The following is a 25348-nucleotide window of genomic DNA, read 5'->3' on the forward strand; positions in this document are numbered from 1 at the left end:
GGCTGCCGGGCCGTCAGGCTGTGGGATCGTCAGGCCGGGACGAGCTCCTTGGCGGGGGCGGTCTCCTCGGGCTCGATCCGCAGCTCGGGGAGGATCCGGTCCAGCCAGGCCGGCAGCCACCAGTTGGCCCGGCCGAGCAGCGTCATGGTGGCCGGGACCAGCAGCAGCCGGACCACGGTGGCGTCCACCAGGACGGCGGCGGCCATCCCGACGCCCATCATCTTCACCGTGATGTCCGGGTCCAGCGCGAAGCCGATGAAGACCGCGACCATGATGGCCGCCGCGCTGCTGATCACCCGTCCGGTCGCCGACAGGCCGCGCACCACGCTGCCCTTGGCGTCCCCGGTGGCCAGCCAGTCCTCCCGGACCCGGGCCAGCAGGAAGACCTCGTAGTCCATCGACAGCCCGAACAGCACCGTGAACATCAGGATCGGCACCCAGCTGGAGACCGGCACCGAGTGCGGCAGCCCGAGCAGCTTCGCCCCCGTCTCGGACTGGAACACCGCCGTGGTCACCCCGTACGCGGCCGCCACCGAGAGCAGGTTCATCGCCGCTGCCTTGACCGCCAGCACCGGCGCCCGGAACAGCACGGTGAGCAGGATCAGCGAGAGCGCCACCACGAACGGGACCACGATCCAGAGCCGCTCACTCAGCCGGTCCGAGATGTCCGCGAACACCGCGACCACCCCGGTCGCCTCCGCACCGGCCGGCAGCACTCCCCCACGCAGCCGGTCCAGCAGCTCGGTGGTCCGCTCGTCCTGCGGCCCGGTGCTCGGGGTGACCGAGACCACCGCCGCGTCACCCGCCCGGTTCTGCACCGCCGGGGCGACCCTCGCCACACCCGGGTCCGCCTTCAACCGCTCGACCAGGCCGGGAAGTTCGGCGGCAGGCAGGGTGCGCAGGTCGACCGCTATCAGCAGCGGACCGTTCGCCCCCGGGCCGTACGCCTCGGCCACCAGGTCGTACGCCCGGCGGGTGGTGTTGTCCGCCGACTGGCTGCCCGCGTCCTGCGGCCAGGTCCGCATGCCCAGCATCGGCGCGGCCAGCGCGAGCAGCACCACCAGCGAGGCCAGCCCGGCGGCCAGCGGACGCCGGGCGATCAGCTGGGCCCAACGCTCCGTCCGGGTCGGCCCGTCGGTCACCTTCACGGTCGGGTCGGCGCGCTCGGCGCGGCGCAGCAGGCGCGGCCCGGCCAGCGAGCACAGGGCGGGGACCATGGTCAGCGAAGCCAGCATCACCGCGCCGACCACGACGAAGGTCGCGTAGCCGAACGAGGAGTAGGTGGGCAGGCCCGCGAGCCGCAGCCCGAGCAGCGACACCAGCACCGTGGCCCCCGCGACCACCACCGAGGACCCGGCCGTCGCGGTCGCCTCGGCGGCGGCCTGCTGCTTGGTCAGCCCCTTGCGCAGCCCCTCGACATGACGGCTCACCAGCAGCAGCGCGTAGTCGATGCCCACCCCCAGGCCCACCATGGTGGCCACCGTCGGGGCGGTCCGGCTGATGTCGGTGACGGCCGCCAGCAGAGTGGTCAGCGCCGTCCCCAGCCCGAGTCCGGCCAGGGCCACCAGCAGCGGCAGACCCGCCGAGACCAGCGTGCCGAGCGCGATCACCAGGATCACCAACGCGGCGATCACGCCGACCATCTCGGCCGTGCCGTCCGGGGCGGAGAAGTTCTCCGGCAGCTGACCGCCGAACTCCACCTGCAGGCCGGTCGCCTCGGTCGGCTTCCCCGCCGCCCGCAGGGCGTCCAGCCCCTCGGAGCCCTCGAACTCGGTGACCGGCACCCGGTACCCGACCTGGAACAACGCGGTGTCACCCCGCCCGGAGAGCACCGGCTCCCCCACCGTGGCGACCTTCGGCAGCTCGGTCAGCCGCTGCCGCAGCTCGGCCAACGCCGCATCCGGCAGACGGTCGCCCTCCCGGTCGTGCACGAGCACCCGGGCACCGGCCCCGGACATCTCCGGGAAGCGCCCGGCCAGCAGGTCGCCACCGGCGGTCGAACGGGTGCCGGACACACGGTAGTTGTCGTGCGGCTCACCACCGACGGCGGCGGCCAGGCCGAAGGCCACCACCAGGATCAGGAGCCAGGCGAGCAGGGTACGCCACGGTCTGGCAGCGGCAGCGCCGCCCAGACGGCCGAGGAACGAGGACATGCGGGAGCCTTCCGGCGAATTCCGTTGTGACTCCCTCAGCGTGCACGGCCCCACTTGGAACCCACTTGGCAGATGCCAGGGGCTCGGGGCTCTGCTGATGTGCGGCTCCGCCGCGTGGGCGACGCCGGTTGGTGCTGGCACATGCTGCGGCAGCAGGGGCTCGGGGAACTGCGACGCCGGCCCCGGGGCGGGGGCAAAGTGCGGGTGTGGTCAACCCCGGGCGCGGCTCACGTCTGCCTGGCGTGCGGGTTCAAGCGAAATTGCCTGACCGATCACGTGCCTTCAACGCCCCTGAGGTTGGCGTCGCTGTTCCCCGAGCCCCTGGCGGCTCACGCCGGACAGAGCCTCGGCCTCCCAGTGGGGTGCGTTCCAGCGGCGGGCCAAGGTAGCGGCTCGGTGGTAGTGGTCGGCGGCGTCCGGGTGGCCGAGGTAGTGGGACAGGTCGCCGAGGGTCAGGGCGACCGGGCGGAGGGCGATCGAGGTGCTGGCCACTCCGGCGATCATGTGGCGCAGGGGGAGCAGCTCGGTGAACAGGTCCTCCGCTTCGGCCCGTTCGTCCAGCGCGATGACGGCCATCGCCCGGATCGCCAGGAAGAACGACCGGTAGTAGTCCGGCGGAATGACCCGCTTGGTCACCCGGGCGGCCCGGGCCTCGCCCGGCCGGCCCAGCTCGATCAGGGCCAGCGCGCGGACGTCCTCGGTGATCGCCCCGTACGCCGCACCGGCCTGCTCGATCAGGGCCAACTCGGATCCCAGCGTGCCGCGTTGGATCGCGATGGTGATCCGGTGCAGCGCCGCGAAGCCCGCCGCGTGCAGCGACTCCCGGGCGAACAGGCCGTCGAGCGCCTGCTGGTAGTGGGCGTCCGCCTCGGCCGGCCGGTTCTCGATCAGGGCCAGCATGCCGAGCTGGCAGCGGCCGACGTCGACCAGCTCCGACAAGTGGTACGTCTCGGCGATCCGCAGCCCGGCCCTGATGTGCTCGCGCAGTGCCACCGGGTCGCCCCGGACGGCGGCGGCCGTGCTGAACAGGTGCTCGGCCTGCCAGCGGTAGGCCGGCAGGTCGTGCTCGGTGGCCACGGCGGCGAGTTCGGCGGCGATCTCGACCCGCAGCTCGATCTCCAACTCGTAGTCGTGCACCCGTGCCTGGGCCGCGAGCGCGTGGGCGAGCAGCACCGGGTCCCGCTCCGCGCGGGCGATGGCCACCGCCTCCTCGGCCGCCGCCCAGCCCTCCGGGCTGCCGGAGCAGTCGAGTTCGTAGGTGAGCGCGTCGAGCAGGTGGCAGCGGGTGGCGGGCGTCAGGTCGGGCAGTTCGAGCAGGCCCGTCAGGGTGGCCACCGCGCTGTGGTCGATCGTTCCGTAGGCGTGTGCCACCCAGGGGGTGGGCACCGTCCAGGACGTCCAGGCCGCGATCGCCAGGTCGCTCCGGCCGGTCTCCTTGGCCAGCGCGACGGCGGTGCTCCGGGTCGCCAGGGCCGCGGTGATGGCCCCGGCCCGGACCTGGGCCCGGAGCAGGGCGCCGAGCAGTTCGATCCGGCGGGCCGGACGGTCGTCGTCGCCCGCCGGGACCAGTTCGAGATTGGCCAGCGCCTGCTGGAACAGCGCCGCGCAGGTCTCGTGGGCGTAGCGCCGCTCGGCCGCCTCGGCGGCGCGGACGCAGTGCTCCACCGCCGCCTGGGCGGTGGCGGCGGACGCCGCCCGGGTGAAGTGGTGGGCCAGGGCCGAGAGTTGACCAGGTCTCAGCTCCGCCAGCGCGGCGCCGACCCGGCCGTGCAGCCGGGCCCGGCGCAGCCCGCTGAGGTCGCTGTACAGGGTGTCCCGGACCAGTGCGTGGGTGAACCGGACCACGCCGGGGCCCGGTTCGGTCAGCAGTCCACCGTTCAGCGCCGTCTCCAGCGCGGCCAGCACCTGGTCCTCGGTCCGGTCGGCGGCCGCCAGCAGCAGGTCGACCTCGGCCTCCCGGCCGACCACGGCGGCCAGCCTGAGCACCTCGACGGCGTCGGCCGGCAGCACGCCGAACCGGCGCCGCAGTACGTCGCCGACCCCCTGCGGGACTTCGGTGACCGCGACCAGGGCACCTTCACCGGCCAGCAGCCGGGCGCTCTCCCGGAGGTAGAACGGGTTGCCGCCGGTCCGTTCGGCCAGCGCGGCGACCGTCGCGCGGTCCACCCCGGTCGGGCAGACGGCCGCGATCAGCCGGCCCGCCTCGGCCTCGGCCAGGCCGGACAGTGGCAGCCGCCGGGGCGAGAGCCGGGCCAACTGGGCCAGCGTGTCGGTGAGATCGCCCTCGCCAGGGCGGTGCGCCACGATCAGCAGCAGGCCGGGTACGACCGGCCCGGTGCTCAGCTCGGCGAGCAGCGCCCGGGTCTCCTGGTCGGCGGCGTGCAGGTCGTCGAGCACCACGGCCACCGGCCGGTCGGCGGCCGCCCGGCGGAGCCAGTCGGCCACCGCCCGGTGCAGCCGGAACCGGCCCGCCAGCGGGTCGCTCCCCCGCCGCGCGGCGTACTCCTCGGCCTCCAGCAGCGGGGCCAGCACCTCGGCCTCGGCCGGCCCGGGGCCGACCTGCCCGGCCAGCTCGCGCAGTGCCTCGGTCCACGCCCAGGCGGGTGGCGCGCCCTCGGTCTCCGGGCACCTGCCGGAGGCCACCAACCAGCCGGCGGCGGCCAGTTCGGACCGCAGCCGCTGGAGCAGGGTGCTCTTCCCGGCCCCGGCCTCGCCGCTGATCAGCACCACCGCCCGGGCCCCGCCGACCGCCTCGGCGGCCGCCTCCCGCACCACCCGCAGCTCGTCCGCCCGGCCGACGAACAGCTCCGGCTGCGGCAGCGGGACGGCCTGCGGCGCGGGCGCGCCGATCAGCTCGGTGCGCTGGTTGAGGATCGCCGACTCCAACTCGGCCAGCGCGGGCCCGAGATCGAGGCCGAGGTCGGTGGCCAGCAGGGTACGGGCCCGGCGCAGCGCGTCCAGCGCCTCGGCCTGCCGGTTCGCCGACCACAGCGCCAGCGCCAGCAGCCGCCACCCCTCCTCGCGGAACGGGTGCTCCTCGGTGAGTGCCAGCGCCTCGGGCACGGCAGCGCCGAAATCGCCCTGATCGACCGTCAGGACGACGGCCAACTCCCGTGCACCGAGCCTCAGTTCGTTCAGCCGGGCCACCTCACGGAGCGCCCACGGCTGGTCCGCGAACTCCGCGTACGCCTCGCCGTCCCAGAGCTCCAGCGCCTCCCGCACCGGGCCAGGACGCCGCAGTTTCCTGGCCCGGGCCACCAGCCGTTCGAAGTCCCGGGCGTCCAGCGCCCCGGTCGCGGGCAGCCGCAGCGCGTACCCGGGTGCCTCGCTGACCAGGACCCTGGCGGGCTCCCTGGGGCCCCGCTCCGGCTCCAACACCCGGCGCAGATTGGAGATGTACGCCTGCAGCGAGGCTGCCGCCTTGGCCGGCGGGCGACCGCCCCAGAGCCCGTCGACCAACCGGTCCGCGGCCACCACCGCGCCATCGGCCACCAGCAGTTGCCCGAGCACCCCGCGCTGCCGCGGCCCGCCGAGGCTCACCCGCACCCCGTTCACCTCGGCCGCCAGCGCCCCGAGCACCCTGATCCGGACCGTGCCCACTCCCTGCACCAGCCCTCCCCCACACGTCCGCACTGGCCACCGAGCCTATGCGATGGGCTCGCGCCGGCTCCAAGGGGACTCCAAGTGCGTGGGCATCCTGGCGCGGCTCAGCGGCACAGGGCCGTGTCCACCACCTTCTCGAGGTGATCGGTGGCGGTCCCGTCGGTCGGGACGGCGGTCACCGCGACGTTGACGGCGCGGCCGTCGTCGGTGACCCCGCCCCGGGTCTCGAAGCCCGCGATGTCACCGCCGTGGCCCCAGTAGACACCGCCGCACGACAGCGGCCTGCTGATGATCCCCAGCCCGTAGCCGGCGCCGCTGTCGCCGATCGGAACGACGGTGCGCATCTGCGCGAGCTGGGCCGGCTGGAGGAGATCACCCGCCAACAGGGCGGTGAAGAACTGGTTGACCTCGGAGTTGGTGGAGATCATCTGGCCCGCCGCCCAGCCCGCGGAGGGGTCCAGCTCCGTGAAGTCGTGCAGCGGCCCACCGGCCGAGGCCCTGCCGTAGCCCCGGGGGTGGGCCTCCCGGATGGTCCGGTCACCCTGGGCGGGGAAGTAGGTGTGGCGCAGCCCGATGCGCTTGACGACGCGCCGGTCGATCTCCTCGGCGAGGGGGCGGCCGGTGACCTTCTGAACGATCAGGCCGGCCAGCACGTAGTTCGAACTGCTGTACTTGAACCGCTCTCCCGGAGCGAAGTCGGCCTTCTGCTGGAGCGCCAGATCCAGCAGGTCGCGGGGGTCGAAGTACCGGTACTCGAGGGTGGAGTCCGGAATGAGGCCCTCGTAGTCGGGAATTCCGCTGGTGTGCTGCAGGAGCTGACGGACCGTGATCTTGCTGCCGTCGATCCCGTCCCCACGGACCAGGCCCTTCAGGTGGGTGTCGACCAGGTCGTCGAGGCCGATCTTCCCCTCACCGACCAGCTGCAGGACGACCACCGCGGTGAACGTCTTGGTGTTGCTGCCGATCCGCACCTGCCCGTCCCTGGGCACCTTCGAACCCGTCGCCAGGTCGCCCACTCCCGCGGTGTGGGTACGGGTGCGACCCTGCCGGTCCCGGACGCTCGCCAGCGCGGCGGGCAGGCCGTCGGAGCGCACCAGCGCGTCCAGCCCCTGCTGGACGGTGTCCGGCCGGGCGGCGAACGCCTCGGTCGGCGCCGGGGCGACGCCCATGGTCAGCACGCCGACCGCCAACACGACCGCAGCCGGCCCGACTCCGCGCCGACCGCCCCGCTGCCGACCGGGAAGAAACCGCTGCCACATCTGCTCGCGCACGAGTCAACTCCACTGGAATTACCGGGAGACCAGGCACTTCCTGGTCACGATGCGGCCAGTATTGCCAGGCGGCTCGGCGGTGACCTCCCCCGACCGGGGGAGCGATTTCTCCCGCCTGCGGGTCAGCCGGTGCGCAGCAGGACGGCCGAGAGCGGGACGAAGCCACCGGTGCCGCCGCCGGTCTCGCCGTCGGTCAGCCGGCGGAGCAGGCTCAGCGAGATCCGCTCGCCCTGGCTCTTGGCCCGCTCGGCCACCGGGCCGCTGTGCAGGCCGTCCACGGTGGCCGTCCAGAGCTGCAGCCAGCGGCCGAAGTGGCGCGCGGTGAGCGGCTGTTGGGCGTGCAGCGCGGCGTGCGGGGCGAACAGGTCCCGGCGGTACTCGGCGGACCGCAGCAGCGCCCGCTCCCAGAAGTCCGCGATGTGCGGGAGATGCCGCTCCAGCTCGGTGCCGACGAAGAACGGCCCGATCACCGGGTCGGCGAAGGCCGCACCGTAGAACCGGCGCAGCAGCAGCTCCAGGTCGGCCCGGTCGGCGAGGTCGGGGCGGACGGACATCCGAGCTGCTCCTCTCCCGGGCCACGACGACCGGTCTGCGGACGACACGGCCGAGTCTACCGGCGCAGCGCCGCGAGCTGGCAGGATGCTGCCATGACGTACCTCGCCGCCGATGACCGTTACTCCTCGATGACCTACCGCAGGGCCGGCCGCAGCGGAGTGCTGCTGCCCGCGATCTCGCTCGGCCTCTGGCACAACTTCGGTGACACCCAGCCGCTGGAGGTGCAGCGCGCGGTGCTGCGCCGGGCCTTCGACCGCGGCGTCACCCACTTCGACCTGGCCAACAACTACGGCCCGCCGTACGGCAGCGCGGAGAAGAACTTCGGCACGCTGTACGCGCAGGACTTCCGCCCGTACCGGGACGAGCTGTTCATCGCCTCCAAGGCCGGGTACGACATGTGGCCGGGCCCGTACGGGGACGGCGGCAGCCGAAAGTACCTGCTGGCCAGCCTGGACCAGTCGCTCAGCCGGATGGGCCTGGACTACGTCGACGTCTTCTACTCGCACCGCTACGACCCCAGCACCCCGCTGGAGGAGACCATGGGGGCGCTCGACACCGCCGTCCGGTCGGGCCGGGCGCTGTACGCGGCGATCTCCAACTACCCGGCCGAGCAGCACCGCGAGGCGGTGGCGATCCTGCGCGAGCTGGGGACGCCGGTGCTGCTGAACCAGTCGCGCTACTCGATCCTGGACCGGGGCGTGGAGGACGCCGTGCTGGACGCGGTCGGCGAGACCCAGACCAGCCTGATCGCGTACTCCCCGCTGGCCCAGGGCCTGCTGACCGACCGTTACCTCGCGGGCGACGTCCCGGTGGGCTCCCGGATGTCGGTCGGCCACTTCCTCAAGGAGGAGGCGCTGACCGGGGCCAAGCTGGACCAGCTGCGCGCCCTCGCCAAGGTCGCCGAGCGACGCGGCCAGAGCCTGGCCCAGCTGGCCCTGAGCTGGGTGCTCCGCGACGACCGGGTGGTCTCGGTCATCATCGGCGCCAGCAGCGTGGCCCAGCTGGACCAGAACCTCGACGCCCTCGCGGCGGGGCCGCTCACGGCCGAGGAGCTCGCGGAGATCGACGCCCTCAGCCGCTAGGTCTCTGCGAGGCCCAGCCGTCTACGGTCCAGGGGCTCGGGGAACTGCGAGGAGGTCTGGCGCTTGGGTTAACAGCGAAAGTGCCTGACCATCCACGCAGGTGCAACGCTCCAGAGGTTGGCGTCGCAGTTCCCCGAGCCCCTGGTGGTGCACCGTGTGCCTAGAGGCTGACCGGGGTGTACTTGTAGCCGACGCGGCGGACCGTGACGATGCTGTCACGGTAGGCCGCGCCGAGCTTGCGGCGGAGGCGGGCGACGTGGACGTCGACCGTGCGGCCGTCGCCGACGTGGCCGTAGCCCCAGACGGCGGAGACCAGGTGGTCGCGGGTGTGGACGCGCTGGGGGTGCTCGGTGAGGTGGGCGAGCAGTTCGAACTCGAGGTAGGTGAGGTCGAGCAGCTTGCCGTCGACGTGGGCGCTGCGGCGCTCGGTGTCGACGCTGATGCCGCGGCCCGACGGCTTGACCGCCGCCCGGACCGGCGCAGCGGCAGCGGGTGCGAGGGCGGCCGGGGCCTCGGCCGCCGGGACCAGCACCAGGTAGCCGACCAGCGGCCCGCCGCTCGCGTCGGTCGTGCCGAACTGGGCGCCGTACTGCGCCAACAGGCCCTGCGGGATGGCGGACTGGGGCAGTGCGGCGACCACCGTGGCGCCCTCGGGCAGCGCGCCGAACAGCGCCTGCGGCGCAGGGGCGGGGGCGGGGGCAGCAGCGGCGAGGTGTCGGCGGTCGGCGGGGGCGGTGACGGAGCGGACCGCCCGCAGGTGCGGGGTGGCGGAGGGGAAGGACAGGGTGGCGGTGGAGGAGGAAGACATGATGCCGCTCTTTCGCGCGTGACGGATGGTGGGTGTCGTCTGCGCGTCGACCTGGGCGGAGCACCGCTCCTGACGGGTGGTCAGACGGTGGGCCGGGACGCGCCGGGCGGGCCGGGGCACGGCTGCTGGGGCCGGCGCGGCGTCCGGTGGTTCGTTGCCCGGCGAAAGAAAGTGGCCGGAAGCAAAGGAAACGGAGGCGGCACCGAGGAAGCAGGAGTGCGGGTCGGACCCGGGGTCAGCGACAGCAGGCGCTGGAGCAGAGCGCCTGGTCGATGTACCGGCGCATGGTCAGAACCGGTGTCACCGGGGCGGACTGGGCCGTCGGACGGAGCCTCGGACGGACTGCTGCTGCGGTCATGCTGTGGTACCTCCCCCCGGGCGCTGCGGTGAACTGTCGGCATGAGCGTTCCATGACCGGGGCCCCGGCGGCAAGCCGGATGCACCAAAACCGTCCGCAGGGCGAGACGGTGTCTCAGACTGCGAGACCCCGCCGTTCCATCGCGTGTTCGGCAAGCCTGATCAGCAGTTCCTTGCCGTCCTCCCGGCGGCGGGCGTCGCAGAGCAGCACCGGCACCCCGGGGTCCAGGTCGAGCGCGTCACGGACGTCGCCGGGGGCGTACACCTCGGTGCCCTCGAAGCAGTTCACCGCGACCACGAACGGGATGCCGCGCCGCTCGAAGAAGTCCACCGAGGGGAAGCAGTCGGCGAGTCGGCGGGTGTCGGCGAGCACCACCGCGCCGAGCGCGCCGGCCGCCAGCTCGTCCCAGGCGAACCAGAACCGGTCCTGCCCCGGGGTGCCGAACAGGTAGAGCGCGAGGCCGGGGCGCAGGTCGATCCGGCCGAAGTCCATCGCCACCGTGGTGGTCCGCTTGGCCTCCACGCCGGAGGTGTCGTCCACCTCCTGCCCCGCCGTGGTGAGTTGCTCCTCGGTGCGCAGCGGACGGATCTCGCTGACCGCGCCCACCAGGGTGGTCTTGCCCGCGCCGAAGCCGCCGGCGACCAGGATCTTGAGGGCCACCGCGCTCCAGGGCGAAGCCTGGCCGGGCTGGACGTCAGAGTGCGCGAAGGCCATTGATCACGTCTCGCAGCAGGCGCTCGTCCGGTAGTTGGGCGAGCGGAACGGGTCGGGTGACGGCTATCAGTTCCGCGTGCAGCAGGTCGCCGAGCAGCACCCGCACCACGCTCACCGGCAGATCGGTGTACGAGCCCAACTCGGCGACGCTGAGCGGTTCGTGACGACAGAGCCCGAGGATGGCCCGCTGCTCGGGGTCGAGGTCGGGCTCCTCGGTCTCGTCCGGGTGCACGGCGGTGACCAGCGAGATGAGGTCGAACATCCCCTCCTCGACCGGCCTGGTCCGGCCCTTGGTCATCGAGAACAGCCGCACCATCGGCCCCGCCTCGTCGTCGAACCACTGGTCCTCGACGGGCGGGCGGGCGGGCGGGGCCGGCTGGGGCGGCCCGGCTGTCCTGCTCGGCTCCGGTGCGGCGTCCTCGACGGTCATCGGTCGGTCATCTCCCCGGCGGAACGGACTCGGTGCGCGGATCGGCGGACAGGTGCTCGCCGACCCGCTTGACCAGCAGGGCCATCTCGTACGCGATCTGGCCGACGTCGGACTCGGCCTCGCTCAGCACCGCCAGGCAACTGCCGTCGCCCGCCGCGGTGATGAAGAGGAACGCCTCGTCCAGCTCGACCATGGTCTGCCGGACACCGCCGACCTGGAAGTGCCGCCCGGCCCCCTTGGCCAGGCTGTGGAAGCCCGCCGCGACGGCGGCCAGGTGCTCGGCGTCCTCGCGCTCCAGGCCCTGGGAGGCACCGGTGGCCAGACCGTCACTGGAGAGGATGACCGCGTGGCGCAGCGCCGCGACCCGTCCCACCAGATCGTCCAGCAGCCAGTTGAGGTCTCCTGACGGCTGTGCCGTTGCGGTCATGATTCGGTTCCTTCCGTTGGTGCAGGCTGAGCAGGTGTCACGGGCTGAGCAGGTGTCACCGATCGGGCCGGTCCTGCCGACAGGGCCTGGGGCCGGGGCGCCGCCGGGAGTGCGGCCGGGCGCCTGGGCCCCGGCCGGGCGGGGCCGGGTACGGCAGGTCGGGCAGGCGGGGCGGGTGCGGCGGGTTCCGGCTGGTCCGGGACGACGGTGAGCGAGGCGGGCTGGATCCGGTCGCCCCGGCCGCGCTGGAAGCCGCGCTGGAAGGAGGAGAAGGCCGACCGGGCCTCCTCCGGTGAACGGTCCCGGCTGCTCTGCTCGGATCCCGAGCCGGAGGTGTCCGCGTTCTTCAACTGCGGTGCCAGGTTGGCCTGTCGGACCCGGCGGGGCAGCAGCCCGCCGGCCGGAGCGGTGACCGGGACCGGGACCGGCCCCTCCTCCGGCGGACTGTCCGCCCGCCGGTGCCGCCCGGTGCCGCTGTTCCCCGCCGGCACCAGGGTCGGCCCGCCGGTGGCGGACCGGCGGCGCGGCAGGCCGCCCGGCGTACGGGCGGGTTCGGCGGCCGAGGGGCGCGGCCCGCCCACCGGGCGACCGACCGCGCGCACCGGCTCGTCGGCGCCCACCGGTGCGCCATCGCTGCGCCGGTGCCCACCGTGACCGCCGTCCTTGCCATCCCCACCGCCCTTGCCGAGCGCGGGCACCGCGACCAGGTCCGGACGTCCGGTCCCGGCGGGCGGGACGGCGGCCGGCCGGGGTGCTGACGGGCCGTCGGCCAGCAGGTCGGGGGCCTCGGCCAGCAGCTCGCGCGGGATCAGCACGATCGCCGCCGTCCCGCCGTACGGCGAGGGCCGCAGGTGGACCCGGATGCCGTGCCGACGGGCCAGCCGGCTGACCACGAACAGGCCCAGCCGGTCGGTGTCCGCGAGGTCGAACTCCTGCTCCACGGCGAGGCGTTGGTTGATGTCGGCGAGCGCCTGCTCGCTCAGCCCGAGGCCGCGGTCGTCGATCTCCAGCGAGAAGCCGTGCGCGACCACCTCGCCCTGCACGGTGACCTGGGCCTGCGGCGGCGAGTACACCGCCGCGTTCTCGACCAGCTCGGCTATCAGGTGGGTGACGTCGGCGACCGCACTGCCGAGCAGCCCGGTGCCGGGGAACGGCCGGACTATCACCCGGGCGTAGTCCTCCACCTCACCGACGGCGGCGCGCACCACGTCGACCATCCGGACCGGCTTGCGCCAGGCCCGGCCCGGCGAACCTCCGGACAGGATGATCAGGCCCTCGGCGTGCCGGCGCATACGGGTCGTCAGGTGGTCGAGCTTGAACAGGTCCTCCAGCTCGGCCGGGTCCTCGGTGCGCCGCTCCATGGTGTCCAGCAGGGTGAGCTGACGGTGCAGCAGCACCTGGCTGCGCCGGGCCAGGTTGACGAAGACCGCCGAGACGCCGCGGCGCAGCTCGGCCTGCTCGACCGCCGCCTCGACCGCCACCCGCTGCACCTGGTTGAAGGCCCGGCCGACCTCGCCGATCTCGGCGGGGCCGAACTCCAGCTCGGGCGACTCGGCCGCGATGTCCACCGGTTCGCCGCGGCGCAGCCGCAGCATCACGGCGGGCAGCCGGGTGCCGGAGAGGTCCAGTGCCGCGTTCCGCAGGCCGATCAGTTCGCGGGCCAGGCCGCGTCCGATCCGGTAGGAGATCATCACCGAGGCGACCAGTGCGATCAGGCCGACCAGGCCCGCGATGCCGCCGCGCACCAGCTGGTTGACCGCATAGGACTTCGCCAGCGTGCCGATCTGGCCGGCCAGCCGGGTGTTCAGGGTGGAGAGCTCGCCCAGCGTCTGGTCGGCGCCGTTGCTCCAGCCGGCCAGCGGCACCCGGAGCAGCGCCGGCTCCCGGTCGGTCGGGCTCTGGAAGCTGTCGAACTGCACCTCGGCCCAGGCCAGCGTCGCCATGCTGTCGCTGGTCATGGCCGCCCGGTAGTCGGCCTGGTCCTGGGCCTCCAGCTCCGCGATGTAGACCTTGAACAGGGTCTGCTGGCTGTGCAGCGCGTCCAAGGCGGTCTGGTACATCGCGTTGTCCGGCTTGGCGCTCCGGGAGCCGGGGCGGTTGGCCACGTCGATGGTCAGTCGCAGGCCGCGGAGCGCCGCGTCCTCCTGCGACAGGTACTCCCGGGCGCGGACCAGCTCGGTCAGCACCATCCCCTGCCGGGGCAGCTGGCCGCTCTGCCGGCTGACGAAGGCGGTCCGGAACGCGAACACCGGCTGCACCAGGTCGGCGTAACGGTCGATCACCTTGTCCCAGTTCCGGGCCCGCCGGTCCACCTCGGTCCGGATCGCGCCGACCCCGTCCGCCGCCGCCAGCACGTCCTGCAGCCGGAGCCGCTGGGTGCCGTCCAGCTTGCTCCCCTCGGAGGAGTCCGCCTGGTAGCGCAGCAGTTGCAGCGACCGGTCGGTGACCGCCTTGCTCTGCTGGTACTTCTCCTGGGCGTCCTTGTCGTCCGGATCGGCCAGCCGGACGACGGCGGCCCGGCGTTCGTTCTGCACGTCGCGGGCGTACTGGTCGACCGGCGCGCCGAAGGTCCGGTAGGCGGTGCTGACGTCCAGTTGGGTCCACACGTCGCCGGTGGTCACCAGCGTCGCGTACACCCACAGCCCGGTGAGCGCGATGATGGGCACCATGAGCAGCGCGATCATCTTCGCGCGGATCGAGCTGCTGCGCAGACGCATGGGGTCCTCGGTGCGGGGGAGGGCACGGACACAGGGGTGCGACGGGTGTTTTCGGACACATCTCTGCGAGATCTGCGTGAGCTTACTACTCCATGACCACTCGTTCGAAGGGTCGAAAGCACAGTCAGAAAGAAGCGGTCACGATCCTCCCGGTATTGCCCGGAAAGGGAGTTCTGTCCGCCCGGCGCTTTTGAGCGGCACATGCCGATCCAGCGATCCGGCGCACCACCCCTGGGCAGCACTGCTGCGATCCGGTAGCTTCGCTGACATCCGCTCGGGCAGACGGGAACGGGGGGCCACGGGTGCGGCAGTACAGCGGTCCTGCCGCGCCGGACCCGGCCGTCGGCGGGCTCGCCGACTCGGTGTACGACACGGCCGAACGATCCCCGGCCCTGGTCCAGTTGGACCGGTGGCAGGAGGACGGCTGGCGGCACGTCACGGCGCTCCGGTTCCGGGACGAGGTGCTCGGTCTCGCCAAGGGGCTGCTCAGCCACGGCATCCGGTACGGCGACCGGGTCGCGGTGATGTCCGGCACCCGGTACGAGTGGACCCTGTTCGACTACGCGCTCTGGTCGATCGGCGCCATCCCGGTCCCGGTCTACCCGACCTCGGCGGCCGAGCAGGTGCGTTGGATCCTGGCCGAGACCCAGGCGGTGGCCTGCGTGGTCGAACACGAGGACCACGCCATGACGGTCGGCGCGGTCTGCGACGCGCTCACCGAGCTGACCTCGATCTGGCAGCTGGACCAGGACTGCGTGAGCACCCTGACCGAGGACGGCCGGGGCCTGCCGGATTCGCTGGTGCACCGTCAGCGGCTAGGCGTCTCCCCCGACTCGGTGGCCACCGTCATCTACACCTCGGGCACCACCGGCCGCCCCAAGGGCTGTCTGCTCACCCACGGCAACCTGGCCGCCGAGGCGGACGCGCTGCTGTCCGGCTGGGAGCAGGTGGTCCGGGACACCGGCGGCGGACAGCCCGCCACCCTGGTCCTGCTGCCGCTGGCGCACGTGTACGGCCGGGTGGTGCAGATCTCGGCGATCCGCGGCGGCGTCCGGCTCGGCCACCACGGCGAGCTGACCACCGACTCACTGCTGCCCGCACTCGCCTCGTTCCGGCCGACCTTCCTGCACCTGGTGCCGTACGTGCTGGAGAAGGTGTACCAACGCGCCCGGGAGGCCGCCGAGGAGAGCGGAAAGGCCGAACTCTTCGGCCAGGCCGCCGAGGTGGCGGTCGAGTGGGCGGCCGCCCGGGAACAGCGCGCCTTCGGGCGCGGCCCCGGCCCGAGCCCCGCGCTGCGGCTGCGGCACGCGGCGTACGACCGGCTGGTGTACCAGCGGCTGCGCGGGGTGCTCGGCGGGCGGACCAGGTCGGTGATGTGCGGCGGCTCGACGCTCGGCCGGGAGCTCAGCCTGTTCTTCACCGGCGCCGGCCTGGCGGTGTACGAGGGGTACGGACTGACCGAGACCTCGGCCGCCGTCACCGCCAACCCACCCGGCCGCGCCAAGGCCGGCACGGTCGGCCGACCGCTGCCCGGCGCCGAGGTGGCGATCGGCGAGGACGGCGAGGTCTGGGCCCGCGGCCCCGCGGTCTTCGCGGGCTACCTGAACCACTCCCAGGACATGTTCTACGAGGGCTGGTTGGCCACCGGCGACCTCGGCGAGCTGGACCAGGACGGCTACCTCACCATCACCGGCCGGAAGAAGGAGCTGATCGTCACCAGCAGCGGCAAGAACCTCGCCCCCTCCGTGCTGGAGGAGCGGGTCCGGGCCCACCCGCTGGTCTCCCAGTGCCTGGTGGTCGGCGACAACCGCCCCTACGTGGCCGCCCTGATCACCCTCGATCCGCAGGCCCTGGCGCACTGGCTGAAGGCCAACGGCCGGGCCCAGCTGGACCCTTGGGCCGCCCTGGCGGACGAGGCCCTGCACGCCGAGATCCAGCGTGGCATCGCCGCCGCCAACACCACCGTCTCGCGCGCCGAGTCGATCCGCGCCTTCCGCCTGCTGCCCCGCGAGTTCGGCCCGGAGCAGGGCCTGCTGACCCCGTCGCTGAAGCTCCGTCGCAGCGCGATCGTCCGGCACTACGCGGACGACATCGAGGAGCTGTACGGCAACTGACACGGCAGCCGGCCTGCCGAAGTGTCAAGGACTCTTGACGGGCCGTCTGGTCCAGTCCAATGTATGGCCCGGCCCGGAACGCGACAACCAGCGCCCGGGACCCGGCATGTGTGCGACAGGCCGATTCGTCCCCGCCCTCAGGGGAGTGCAGCGTTCTTCCCCCACAGGAGATCACTCGTGTCCACCACTCTGCGCCGTCTCGCCGCCTGCGCGGCCGGCACGGCACTCACGGTCCTGAGCGCCGCGGTTCCCGCCGCGCACGCCGAGACCGCTCCGGCCGTCAACCTCGCCACCAACCCCGGCTTCGAGATCCCCACCCTGCCGCTGGCGGACTGGGGCTCGATCCCCGGCTGGCAGTGCGGCACCGGCGAGGCCGTGCTCAACAGCGCCGCGCACAGCGGCGGTTCGGCCCTCACGGTGACCCCGGCCGGCGACCACAGCACCGGCGAGTGCGCCCAGACCCTCGCGGTCCGGCCCGGCACCACGTACACCTACTCGGCCTGGGTGCGCGGCGACTACGTCTTCCTCGGCGCCACCGGCACCGGCAACGACGTGGCCCCGTCCTGGGTGCAGTCCACCCACGGGAACTGGCAGAAGCTCACCACCAGCTTCACCACCGGTCCGACCAACACCTCCGTCCGGCTCTACCTGCACGGCTGGTACGAGCAGGGCGCCTTCTCCGCCGACGACGTCGAGCTGAGCGGCCCGGCCCCCGCTCCGGCCTGGGCGACCTGGAACATGCCGACCCAGGACAAGGTGGTCTTCTTCACCATCGACGACGGCTGGCAGCGCACCGCCGACGCCGCACAGTTCATCGAGACCAACAAGCTGCCGGTGACGGCCTTCCCGCTGCCGATGCCCTCGGGCTTCGAGCCGGACTACTTCAAGCGGATCACCGCCGTGCCCGGTTCCTCGGTCGAGGCGCACAGCGTCTCGCACCGCGACCTCACCACGCTCTCCGCCGCCGAGCAGCAGGCCGAGATCTGCGACGCCAGGGACGCGGCGGCCAAGCGGTACGGCACCGTGCCGACCATCTTCCGTCCGCCGTACTTCGCGTTCAACGCCGACACCCTGCAGGCGGCCGCCAACTGCGGGCTGCGCACCGTGCTGACCGCGACCGCGGACTACAGCTGGGGCGCGTCCAACAGCTACCGGGGCGGTCTGCAGGCCGGTGACGTGGTGATCTTCCACTTCGCCGACTCGCTGGCCGGCGACCTCCAGCGGGCCCTGACCGACGCCACCGCGCGCGGGCTGACCGTGGCCGGGCTGCGCAACTACACGAGCTGAAAGGCAAGTTGTGCCCTCTGCCGCCCGCGATGGGCAGAGGGCACAACCGTTTTTCGGATCCCGGTGGATCAGACCCCGGCGGTGAAGGCCGGCAGGTAGCCGCCCGACTGGCCGGCCGCCTTGGGGTGGTAGCTCTCGTCCACCGGCAGCACGGTGCTGTTCAGCCAGATCGTGCCGCTGGCGCAGATCTCGTGGCCGGTGAACCGGCCTCTGACGTCCTGGTAGGTGAAGCCGGCGTTGGCCACCCGCTTGGCGATGACGTCGTCCAGCACGTCCGCCGCGCTGTTGATGGCGGCCCGCTTGGTGTCGCCGATCCCGAAGATGCAGCTCCCGCCGACCTTGTAGAGGTGCGGGTAACCCATCACCACCACATGGGCGTTGGGCGCCTTCGTGTGGATCTGCGTGTAGAGGTTGTCGAGCAGGCCGGGCAAGGTGTTGGTCGCGTACGCCTTGGCGTTGGCGACCGCCGTCAGACACGCGCTCTCGCTGTTCAGTACACAGGTCTGCATGGTGCTGGCGAATCCCGCGTCGTTGCCGCCGACGGTGAGGCTGACCAGCGTGGTCGAGCCGTCCAGCGGGCCCATCTGACTGTTCAGCACGTCGCCCGTCCGCGCGCCCGAACAGGCGGTGAACGCGAAGGAGGCGGGCGCGTTGGCGTTCTTCCACAGGTACGGATAGGCGTTGGTGCTGCGCTTGCAGTTGCCGCTCTCGCTGGTGTAGCTGCCCGCCCCCACTCCGGCGGAGTAGGAGTCGCCCAGCGCGACGTAGCGGGCCGAGGCGGCGCTGGCCGAGGGGGCCACGAAGAGGGTGGTCAGGGTGAGCAGGATCGCCGTGGTGGCGACGGACACGGCACGGGCAGGGCGCACGGATACCTCCACTGGAGTGACGCGGGTCACATTTTGTGTACCAGGGAGTAGCTTCGCGCGACAGTGGCCATGCCAAAACTGTTGCGAGCATTCGCTCATGTGGCACCGTCAGCTCGACGGGGTGTCAGCTCACGGTCATTCAAGGGGGCGGCCCGGAGCAGTCGAAGGCCCGTCCGGTGGGGTGGTCAGGGGGCAAGTCAGGGGTCGGCGACCGGGCCCCAGGGGTCAGCCGAAGGCCAGCCCGGCGGCCGGCAGCTCCTCGATGGTCTCCTCGGCGGCAGACGGCACGCCGAGCCGGCGGGCCGCCAGATCCACCGCCACCCGGGCCTGCCGCAGACCGGGCTCGCCCCAGCCGAGCAGCTCGACCGCGAGGCCGGGCGCCACCAGCAGCCGGCGGTAGTGCCGCCCGGAGGCCGGGTCGGGGGCGGTCGGGCCGACCGCCCGCAGCGCGGCGGCCATCCGGACCCGGGCGCACTCGTGGCCGCCGTTGGCCGAGCCGACCCGGTCGTAGAGGTAACCGAGGTAGTGCGCCGCGCCGATCAGCGCCTGCGCCTCCTCCCCCGCCTCCCGGGCCAGCGCCGCTCCCGGATCACCCGCGTCCTCCGGCTCCAGCGAGCCACCGGGCAGGCTGACCACGCCGTCCTTGGGGTTCACCAGGGTCAGCACCCGGCCGTCCGGCACGAACAGCCAGCCCCAGGACTGCTTGACCGGCAGCCCCTCCGGCACCTGCTCGCCCGGGCGCCACGGCCACCCCGCCGTCGGACGGCGCCGGACCCGGCCGAGCAGCTCGGCGATCTCCGCGCTGTACTCGATCCGGCTCATGCGTCCCCCTTCGGTCTCGGGCGCCGGTAGGCGTGCGGTGCGTGCTGTGCTCCTGGTGGTGCGCGCGGGCGCGCCGTCCCATGACAGCACGCCCCGACTGTTGATCTTCCCCGAACATCCGGTCGATGAACAGTCCTGGCCGCCGCCCGGGGCATGGCCCGCCGCGCTCCGTTCAGCCGCTCGTCACCTCCGGCGGCGGGAGCGGGAAGCCCCCGCGGCCGACCGGGCCGGGCGGGCCCGCCCCCTCCGCGCCCAGCACCGCCTGGGTCTCCAGCGCGGACATCGGCCGCAGCCAGCCGTCCACCAGCACCCAGCCGGACACCTCGCCGCCGGCCCGGTACAGCAGCAGCTCGCCCGATCCGTACCCGGCCACCGCCGCCGCCAGGGTGACGCAGAACGCCTCCGCCTCCCGGCCCAGCTCGGCCGGCCGCCCGGCCGCCACCAGCAGCTCGGCCGCCGCCGTCAGCTCCTCCCCGTCCAGCAGCCCGAGCGAACGGAGCGTCAGCCGGTGCCGCCCGTCCCCCGCGCCCGCCGCCAGCGCGAGGCAGACCTCGGAGACGTACTGGAGCACCGCCGTGACCCGCTCCTGCGGCTGCCGCTCACAGCCGACCGCCGCCAGCAGCGCCGCGCACCCGATCGAGATCCGCACCCGGGCCAGGTGATCCTCCGTCAGCGCGGGCAGCAGCTCGGCCAGCCGCTGCCCGGTGTAGGCGAACGGCTCACCGGCCAGCTCCGGGTCGGCCGCGTACGCCACCTCGGCCACCGGATCGGCCGGGTCGAGCAGGTGCTCGGCGCAGAAGTCCTCGAAGTCGACCGGCTCCAGCACCCGCAGGTGCACCGCCAGCCCGTGCCCGTGCAGCGCCCGCAGCCGCTGCTCGGTGCAGCGCAGGTACGCCCCGTAGTCCGCCGCGCCGAACAGGCCGCAGCCGCGCAGCCTGGCGTACGCCGCCTCGTCGGCGGCCACCGCCAGCGCCACCGTCTGCCGCACCCGGCCCCGCTCCCCGCACCCGGCCCGCCGCCTGTTGCCGTTCTTGTTCTTGCTGGTCATGCACCCTCCCGAGGTGGAATCCGGCGGCCGGGCAGGACCAGGCCCCCGATGCCGGGAAACGTACACAGCGTCACTGACAAGCACGCTCCGCTACCGTCTTCGGGGTTTGTCGGCCCGAGCTGTGATACTCGGGGACGGTCCTGGTGAGTACGAAACGTGTGGGGGTTGGGTACGTGCGGCTGCTGCACACCTCGGACTGGCACCTGGGCCGGTCGTTCCACCGGGAGAACCTGATCGCCGCGCAGCGCGCCTTCCTCGACCACCTGGTCGCGGTGGTCCGCGAGCAGGGCGTCGAGGCGGTGCTGGTCGCCGGTGACGTCTACGACCGCGCGCTCCCCGGGCTCGACGCGGTCGAGCTCTTCGACGACGTGCTGCACCGGCTCGCCGAGCTCGGCGTGCCCACCGTCTTCATCAGCGGCAACCACGACTCGGCCCGCCGCCTCGGCGTCGCGGCCGGTCTGATCGGCCGGTCCGGCATCCACCTGCGGACGGATCCCGGCGCCGTCGCCGCCCCGGTGCTGCTCGCGGACGAGCACGGTCCGGTCGCCGTCTACGGCCTGCCCTACCTGGAGCCCGCGCTGACCCGGGAGCGGTTCGGCCTGGCCAAGGGCGGCCACGAGCAGGTGCTCGGCGCGGCGATGGACCAGGTCAGGGCCGATCTGACGACCCGTCCGGCGGGCACCAGGGCGGTCGTGCTGGCGCACGCCTTCGTGACCGGCGGCGAGGTCAGCGACAGCGAGCGGGACCTCACCGTCGGCGGGGTGGCGAGCGTGCCGTCCGCCGTCTTCGACGGGGTGCACTACGCCGCCCTGGGCCACCTGCACGGCAGCCAGACGATCGCCCCGCACCTGCGCTACAGCGGCTCCCCGATCGCCTACTCGTTCTCCGAGGCGGACCACCGCAAGACCATGTGGCTGGTCGACCTGGCCGCCGACGGCTCGGTCGCGGCGGAGCGGATCGACTGCCCGGTGCCCCGGCCGCTGGCCCGCCTGCGCGGCCGGCTGGACGAGCTGCTGACCGAGGAGAGGTACGCCCGGCACGAGGCCGCCTGGGTGCAGGCCACCCTGACCGACCCGGCCCGGCCCGCCAACCCGATGGAGCAGCTCCGCAAACGCTTCCCGCACACCCTCCAGCTGCTCTTCGAGCCCGACCTCGTCCCCGGCGACCGGCAGGAGTCGTACGCCGCCCGGGTCAGCGGCCGGACGGACCTGGAGGTCGCCGAGGGCTTCGTCCGGCACGTCCGCCCGGGGACGGAGCCGGACGAGACCGAGCGGGCCTGGCTGCGGACGGCGTTCGAGACCGTCCGCGAGCAGGGCGACCGGAAGGCGGAGCTGCCGCGATGAGGCTCCATCAGCTGACCGTCACCGCGTTCGGCCCGTTCGCGGGCACCGAGCGGGTCGACTTCGACGACCTGGCCGCCGCCGGTCTCTTCCTGCTCCGGGGCGCCACCGGCGCGGGCAAGAGCAGCGTGCTGGACGCCGTCTGCTTCGCGCTCTACGGCGAGGTGCCGGGCGCCCGCAAGGGCAACCCGCTGCGCAGCGACCACGCCCCGGCCACCGTGCCCACCGCCGTCGAGCTGGAGCTCACCCTCGGCGGGCAGCGGCTGCGGATCGTCCGCAGCCCCGAGCAGCTCCGGCCCAAGCTGCGCGGCACCGGGCTGACCACCATGAAGCCGGAGACCCTGCTCAGTGAGTGGGTCACCGACACCGGGGAGGGCGATCCTGGCTGGCGGGCGCTCAGCCGCTCGCACCAGGAGGCGGGCGAGCAGATCCACCGGCTGGTCGGGATGAGCCGGGAGCAGTTCTGCCAGGTGGTGCTGCTGCCGCAGGGCGACTTCGCGCGCTTCCTGCGGGCCGACACCACCGAGCGCGCCAAGCTGCTCCGGCAGCTCTTCGACACCGGCCGGTTCGACCAGGTGGAGCGCTGGCTGACCGATCAGCGCATCAAGCACGAGGCCACCGTCAAGGAGGGCAGGCAGCGACTGCACTCGCTCGCCACCCGGGCCGAGGAGGCGGCCGGGGCGGCCGCCGTCCCGCTGGCCGAGCAGGTGCCGGAGGGCGCCGGGGCCGAGGAGTTCCTCGGCTGGGCCGCGATCCTGCGCACCGACGCGGCCGAGCGGGCCACCGTCACCGCCCTCGCCCTGGCCGCCGCCGAGCGGGGCCACGGCGCGGCCCAGCTGGCCCTGCAGCGGGCCACCGAGCTGGCGGGGCGTCAGCAGCGGCACCGTCAGGCGGTGCTGGCCGCAGGCGAGTTGGCCGGCTCTGCCGACCGCTACCGGCAGGACCTGGAGCGCCTCGGCACCGCCCGGCAGGCCGCCACCGTCGAGCCGGTGCTGCGCCACCACGCCACCGCCGACGGCGCCCACGCGGCGGCCGTCCGGGCCGAGCAGCGCAGCCGGGCCGCGCTCACCGGGCTCGTCGCCGAGGCCGACGCCTCGCGGCTGGCGGAGTACGAACGTGAACTGCGCGCCGAGTTCGGCCGGCTGGACGCCGCCCGGGCCGACGAACGGCGGCTCGCCGAAGCACTCCGGGAGCGCGAGCAGCTGGGGCACGAGCTGCTCCGGGCCGAGGAGTTGGCGGAGGAGGCGGCGGACTGGCTGGTCGACTTCGACGGCCGGTTCAAGCAGCTCCAGGAGCGGCAGGCCGAGGCCCGCACCGCCGAGGCCAGGGTCGAGCAGCTGGATGCCCGGCGCATCGAACTCCGCGACCGGCTCACCGCCGCCGCCGAGCGGGACCGCCTCCGCGCCGGGATCACCACCGCCGAACGGGAGTTGGACACCCTCCGGGCCGCCGCCAACGACGCCCGCGAGCGCAGCCTCGACCTGCGCGAACGCCGCCTGACCGGGATGGCCGCCGAGCTGGCCGGTCAGCTCACCGCCGGTGACCCCTGCCGGGTCTGCGGCTCGGCCGAACACCCGGCCCCGGCCCGGCCGGCCGACGGTCTGGTCCGGGCCGAGGACGAGCAGCGGGCCACCGCCGCCCAGCAGCAGGCCGAGCGCCACCGGGACAGCGCCGAGCAGGCCCTGCTCACGCTTCGGGTGGCCGAGGCGAAAGCCGTCGGCGCGGCCGGTGATCAGTCCGCGGACCAGCTGCGCACGGCGCTCGCGGAGGCCGACCGGCAGCACCGCGAGGCGCTCGGCAGCGCCGACTCCCTCGGACAACTCGGTCGACAAATCGACCAGTTGACCGAGGAGCAGACCACCCGGCGGACGCGTCAGCAGGAGGCCAGGGTCCGCGCCGCCGAACTGACCACCCGGCTCGGCTCGCTGGCCACCGAGCAGCAGGAGCTGACCGCCCGGATCGGCGCCGTACTCGGCGACGCCCCGTCGGTCGCCGCCCGGTCGGCCGCCCTCACCGCCCTGGCCGACACGGTCGCCGCCGCCTTGGCGGCCGTCCGCACCTGCGCCGAGACCGAGGCCCGACTCGCCGAGGCCGAGCGGGAGTTGGCCGAGGTCAGTGCCCGGGCCGGGTTCGCCTCCCCGGCCGAGGCGGCGGCCGCCCTGCTGCCCGCCGCCGAGTACCGGGCCCTGCAGGACCGGCTGGAGCGCGACCGGGCCGAGCGCGAGGAGGTCGAACGCCGGCTGGCCGAACCGGAGCTGGTCGAAGCCGCCGCCCTGCCCCCCGTCGATCCGGCGGCCGCCCAGCTGACGTACCAGCAGGCCACCGCCCGGCTCCGGGAGGCGTCCGCCGCCGACAGCGCGGCCCGCCAGCGGACGGCCGCGCTCGCCCGGCTGGGCGGGCAGCTCGCCGAGCTGGCCGTCGCACTGGGCCCCGCGCTGGAGCAGTACGAGCGGATCAAGCGGCTGGCCGAGCTGGCCGCCGGGACGTCCGGTGAGAACGCGCTCCGGATGCGCCTGGAGTCGTACGTGCTGGCGGCCCGGCTGGAGCAAGTCGCGGCGGCGGCCAGCGGCCGGCTGGTCCGGATGTCCAGCGGCCGCTACACCCTGGTGCACAGCGACGGCCGGGCGGCGGGCAACCGGCGCTCCGGCCTGGCCCTGCGGGTGGTCGACGCCTGGACGGGGCTGGACCGCGACACCGCCACCCTCTCCGGCGGCGAGAGCTTCTTCGCCTCGCTCGCCCTGGCCCTGGGCCTGGCGGACGTGGTCACCGACGAGTCGGGCGGGATGCCGCTGGACACCCTCTTCATCGACGAGGGCTTCGGCAGCCTGGACGAGCAGGCGCTCGAAGAGGTGCTCGACGTGTTGGACGGCCTGCGGGAGCGGGACCGCGCGGTCGGCATCGTCAGCCACGTCGCCGACCTGCGTTCCCGCATCCCGGCCCAGCTGCTGGTGCACAAGGGCCGCCACGGCTCCACCCTGCGGGTGGCCGACCGCGAGGAGCACTGAGCGGCGGCTCAGCCCGGTCGCTCTCAGCCGGAGCAGGCGATCCGCTGCGCCTCCTGCCAGGCGCAGACCGGGCAGAGCGTCACGCCCGGCTGGTCGGCCGGCAGCTCGGTGGGCTCGCCGCACAGCACGCAGTCCGCCCGGGGGCCGTCCCCGACCGCCGGGGTCAGCGCCGCCACGGCGTCGACGGCGGGCGCCACGTCACACTGCTGGGTCTCGTCGCTCATGCCCCAACCCTACGGCGCCCGGTCCGGCCCCGGGCTCAGCCCAGGAAGGACAGCCGGACGGTGCGCCGGGGGTTGTCGCCGTTGGTGTCCACCAGGACCACGGACTGCCAGACCCCGAGGGCCAGTTGGCCGCCGATCACCGGCAGCGTGGCGTGCGGGGCGACCAGCCCGGGGAGCACGTGGTCGCGGCCGTGGCCCGGACTGCCGTGCCGGTGGCGCCAGCGGCCGTCGGCCGGGAGCAGCTCGCGCAGGGTGGCCAGCAGGTCGTCGTCACTGCCCGCACCGACCTCGATCACCGCGATCCCGGCGGTGGCGTGCGGGACGAAGACGTTCAGCAGTCCGTCCCGGCCGGGGGCCACGTTCTCCAGGAAGGCCGTGCAGTGCTGGGTGATGTCCAGGGCCACCTCACCGCTGCCGGTGGTGAGGTCGATGGTGTGGGAGTGGAAGGAGGTGTCCGCCATGCGCCCATCCTCGCACCCGGGGGCGGGTACGCGGAAAACCCGATGGACCGTCAGGTCCATCGG

At 73.7% G+C, this 25348-nt stretch carries 20 protein-coding genes; 5 read left to right on the top strand and 15 right to left on the bottom strand.

Annotated features, from left to right (window positions below; translation table 11 throughout):
- Positions 1-29 precede the first annotated feature (29 nt).
- The 4 genes from F4556_RS06245 to F4556_RS06260 all read right to left on the bottom strand — a co-directional run bounded on the left by F4556_RS06245 (position 30) and on the right by F4556_RS06260 (position 7581).
- A complete protein-coding gene (locus F4556_RS06245) occupies positions 30-2153 on the bottom strand; it encodes an MMPL family transporter (RefSeq protein ID WP_184912319.1) in 2124 nt (707 codons plus the stop codon).
- Positions 2154-2435: 282 nt separating this feature from the next.
- Positions 2436-5762 carry an ATP-binding protein gene (locus F4556_RS06250; protein ID WP_313068182.1) on the bottom strand — a complete coding sequence of 1109 codons (3327 nt, stop codon included), beginning with the start codon at positions 5760-5762 and terminating at the stop codon, positions 2436-2438.
- Between the two features lie 98 nt (positions 5763-5860).
- Positions 5861-7027, bottom strand: coding sequence for a serine hydrolase domain-containing protein (locus tag F4556_RS06255; protein WP_376775661.1), 1167 nt, complete (start codon positions 7025-7027; stop codon positions 5861-5863).
- Positions 7028-7149: 122 nt separating this feature from the next.
- A complete protein-coding gene (locus F4556_RS06260) occupies positions 7150-7581 on the bottom strand; it encodes a group III truncated hemoglobin (protein ID WP_184912321.1) in 432 nt (143 codons plus the stop codon).
- A 93-nt stretch (positions 7582-7674) separates the two neighbouring features.
- Between F4556_RS06260 and F4556_RS06265 the strand changes: the two genes are divergently transcribed.
- The gene (locus tag F4556_RS06265) at positions 7675-8664 is read left to right on the top strand and encodes an aldo/keto reductase (protein ID WP_184912323.1); all 990 of its coding nucleotides are present in this window, start codon (positions 7675-7677) and stop codon (positions 8662-8664) included.
- Positions 8665-8824: 160 nt separating this feature from the next.
- Here F4556_RS06265 and F4556_RS06270 read toward each other — a convergent pair whose 3' ends face one another.
- The 6 genes from F4556_RS06270 to F4556_RS06290 all read right to left on the bottom strand — a co-directional run bounded on the left by F4556_RS06270 (position 8825) and on the right by F4556_RS06290 (position 14118).
- Positions 8825-9472, bottom strand: a complete 648-nt coding sequence (locus tag F4556_RS06270; protein ID WP_184912325.1) for a winged helix-turn-helix domain-containing protein — start codon at positions 9470-9472, stop codon at positions 8825-8827.
- A 235-nt stretch (positions 9473-9707) separates the two neighbouring features.
- Positions 9708-9830, bottom strand: coding sequence for a hypothetical protein (locus F4556_RS38970; RefSeq protein ID WP_281403635.1), 123 nt, complete (start codon positions 9828-9830; stop codon positions 9708-9710).
- 114 nt (positions 9831-9944) lie between these two features.
- A complete protein-coding gene (locus tag F4556_RS06275; RefSeq protein WP_184912327.1) occupies positions 9945-10544 on the bottom strand; it encodes a GTP-binding protein in 600 nt (199 codons plus the stop codon).
- Positions 10525-10974 carry a DUF742 domain-containing protein gene (locus tag F4556_RS06280; RefSeq protein WP_184912329.1) on the bottom strand — a complete coding sequence of 150 codons (450 nt, stop codon included), beginning with the start codon at positions 10972-10974 and terminating at the stop codon, positions 10525-10527. The genes F4556_RS06275 and F4556_RS06280 overlap by 20 nt, the downstream gene beginning before the upstream one ends.
- Positions 10975-10981: 7 nt before the next feature.
- Positions 10982-11401, bottom strand: a complete 420-nt coding sequence (locus tag F4556_RS06285) for a roadblock/LC7 domain-containing protein (protein WP_057239636.1) — start codon at positions 11399-11401, stop codon at positions 10982-10984.
- On the bottom strand, positions 11398-14118 hold the full coding sequence (locus F4556_RS06290; RefSeq protein WP_184912331.1) for a sensor histidine kinase: 2721 nt from the start codon (positions 14116-14118) through the stop codon (positions 11398-11400). The genes F4556_RS06285 and F4556_RS06290 overlap by 4 nt, the downstream gene beginning before the upstream one ends.
- A 302-nt stretch (positions 14119-14420) precedes the next feature.
- Here F4556_RS06290 and F4556_RS06295 point away from each other — a divergent pair, with 302 nt between their 5' ends.
- Positions 14421-16232, top strand: coding sequence for an AMP-dependent synthetase/ligase (locus F4556_RS06295; protein ID WP_184912333.1), 1812 nt, complete (start codon positions 14421-14423; stop codon positions 16230-16232).
- Positions 16233-16409: 177 nt separating this feature from the next.
- A complete protein-coding gene (locus F4556_RS06300; protein WP_184912334.1) occupies positions 16410-17519 on the top strand; it encodes a polysaccharide deacetylase family protein in 1110 nt (369 codons plus the stop codon).
- Positions 17520-17587: 68 nt separating this feature from the next.
- Here F4556_RS06300 and F4556_RS06305 read toward each other — a convergent pair whose 3' ends face one another.
- The 3 genes from F4556_RS06305 to F4556_RS06315 form a co-directional block, all read right to left on the bottom strand.
- The gene (locus tag F4556_RS06305) at positions 17588-18385 is read right to left on the bottom strand and encodes an SGNH/GDSL hydrolase family protein (RefSeq protein WP_313068183.1); all 798 of its coding nucleotides are present in this window, start codon (positions 18383-18385) and stop codon (positions 17588-17590) included.
- A 225-nt stretch (positions 18386-18610) separates the two neighbouring features.
- Complete coding sequence (locus tag F4556_RS06310; protein ID WP_184912338.1) at positions 18611-19207, bottom strand: NUDIX hydrolase; 597 nt, start codon at positions 19205-19207, stop codon at positions 18611-18613.
- A gap of 172 nt (positions 19208-19379) precedes the next feature.
- Entirely contained in the window at positions 19380-20255 is an 876-nt protein-coding gene (locus F4556_RS06315) for a DUF8829 domain-containing protein (protein ID WP_184912340.1), read from the bottom strand.
- Positions 20256-20428: 173 nt separating this feature from the next.
- Here F4556_RS06315 and F4556_RS06320 point away from each other — a divergent pair, with 173 nt between their 5' ends.
- Positions 20429-21598 carry an exonuclease SbcCD subunit D gene (locus F4556_RS06320; protein WP_184924338.1) on the top strand — a complete coding sequence of 390 codons (1170 nt, stop codon included), beginning with the start codon at positions 20429-20431 and terminating at the stop codon, positions 21596-21598.
- Positions 21595-24600 carry an AAA family ATPase gene (locus tag F4556_RS06325; protein WP_184912342.1) on the top strand — a complete coding sequence of 1002 codons (3006 nt, stop codon included), beginning with the start codon at positions 21595-21597 and terminating at the stop codon, positions 24598-24600. The genes F4556_RS06320 and F4556_RS06325 overlap by 4 nt, the downstream gene beginning before the upstream one ends.
- A 23-nt stretch (positions 24601-24623) precedes the next feature.
- On the opposite strand, the gene F4556_RS06330 is transcribed toward F4556_RS06325, so the two are convergent.
- Positions 24624-24824 carry a hypothetical protein gene (locus F4556_RS06330; protein WP_184925804.1) on the bottom strand — a complete coding sequence of 67 codons (201 nt, stop codon included), beginning with the start codon at positions 24822-24824 and terminating at the stop codon, positions 24624-24626.
- 35 nt (positions 24825-24859) lie between these two features.
- The gene (locus F4556_RS06335; RefSeq protein WP_184912344.1) at positions 24860-25285 is read right to left on the bottom strand and encodes a YjbQ family protein; all 426 of its coding nucleotides are present in this window, start codon (positions 25283-25285) and stop codon (positions 24860-24862) included.
- Positions 25286-25348: the final 63 nt, after the last annotated feature.

This window comes from Kitasatospora gansuensis (genome assembly GCF_014203705.1).
In the GTDB taxonomy this organism is placed as follows: Bacteria; Actinomycetota; Actinomycetes; order Streptomycetales; family Streptomycetaceae; genus Kitasatospora; species Kitasatospora gansuensis.

Coding starts and splice junctions, on each gene's coding strand:
- F4556_RS06245 (WP_184912319.1), bottom strand. CDS start 2,153: ATGTCCTCGTTCCTCGGCCGTCTGGGCGGCGCTGCCGCTGCCAGACCG.
- F4556_RS06260 (WP_184912321.1), bottom strand. CDS start 7,581: ATGTCCGTCCGCCCCGACCTCGCCGACCGGGCCGACCTGGAGCTGCTG.
- F4556_RS06265 (WP_184912323.1), top strand. CDS start 7,675: ATGACGTACCTCGCCGCCGATGACCGTTACTCCTCGATGACCTACCGC.
- F4556_RS06270 (WP_184912325.1), bottom strand. CDS start 9,472: ATGTCTTCCTCCTCCACCGCCACCCTGTCCTTCCCCTCCGCCACCCCG.
- F4556_RS38970 (WP_281403635.1), bottom strand. CDS start 9,830: ATGACCGCAGCAGCAGTCCGTCCGAGGCTCCGTCCGACGGCCCAGTCC.
- F4556_RS06275 (WP_184912327.1), bottom strand. CDS start 10,544: ATGGCCTTCGCGCACTCTGACGTCCAGCCCGGCCAGGCTTCGCCCTGG.
- F4556_RS06280 (WP_184912329.1), bottom strand. CDS start 10,974: ATGACCGTCGAGGACGCCGCACCGGAGCCGAGCAGGACAGCCGGGCCG.
- F4556_RS06285 (WP_057239636.1), bottom strand. CDS start 11,401: ATGACCGCAACGGCACAGCCGTCAGGAGACCTCAACTGGCTGCTGGAC.
- F4556_RS06290 (WP_184912331.1), bottom strand. CDS start 14,118: ATGCGTCTGCGCAGCAGCTCGATCCGCGCGAAGATGATCGCGCTGCTC.
- F4556_RS06310 (WP_184912338.1), bottom strand. CDS start 19,207: ATGAGCCGGATCGAGTACAGCGCGGAGATCGCCGAGCTGCTCGGCCGG.
- F4556_RS06315 (WP_184912340.1), bottom strand. CDS start 20,255: ATGACCAGCAAGAACAAGAACGGCAACAGGCGGCGGGCCGGGTGCGGG.
- F4556_RS06325 (WP_184912342.1), top strand. CDS start 21,595: ATGAGGCTCCATCAGCTGACCGTCACCGCGTTCGGCCCGTTCGCGGGC.
- F4556_RS06330 (WP_184925804.1), bottom strand. CDS start 24,824: ATGAGCGACGAGACCCAGCAGTGTGACGTGGCGCCCGCCGTCGACGCC.
- F4556_RS06335 (WP_184912344.1), bottom strand. CDS start 25,285: ATGGCGGACACCTCCTTCCACTCCCACACCATCGACCTCACCACCGGC.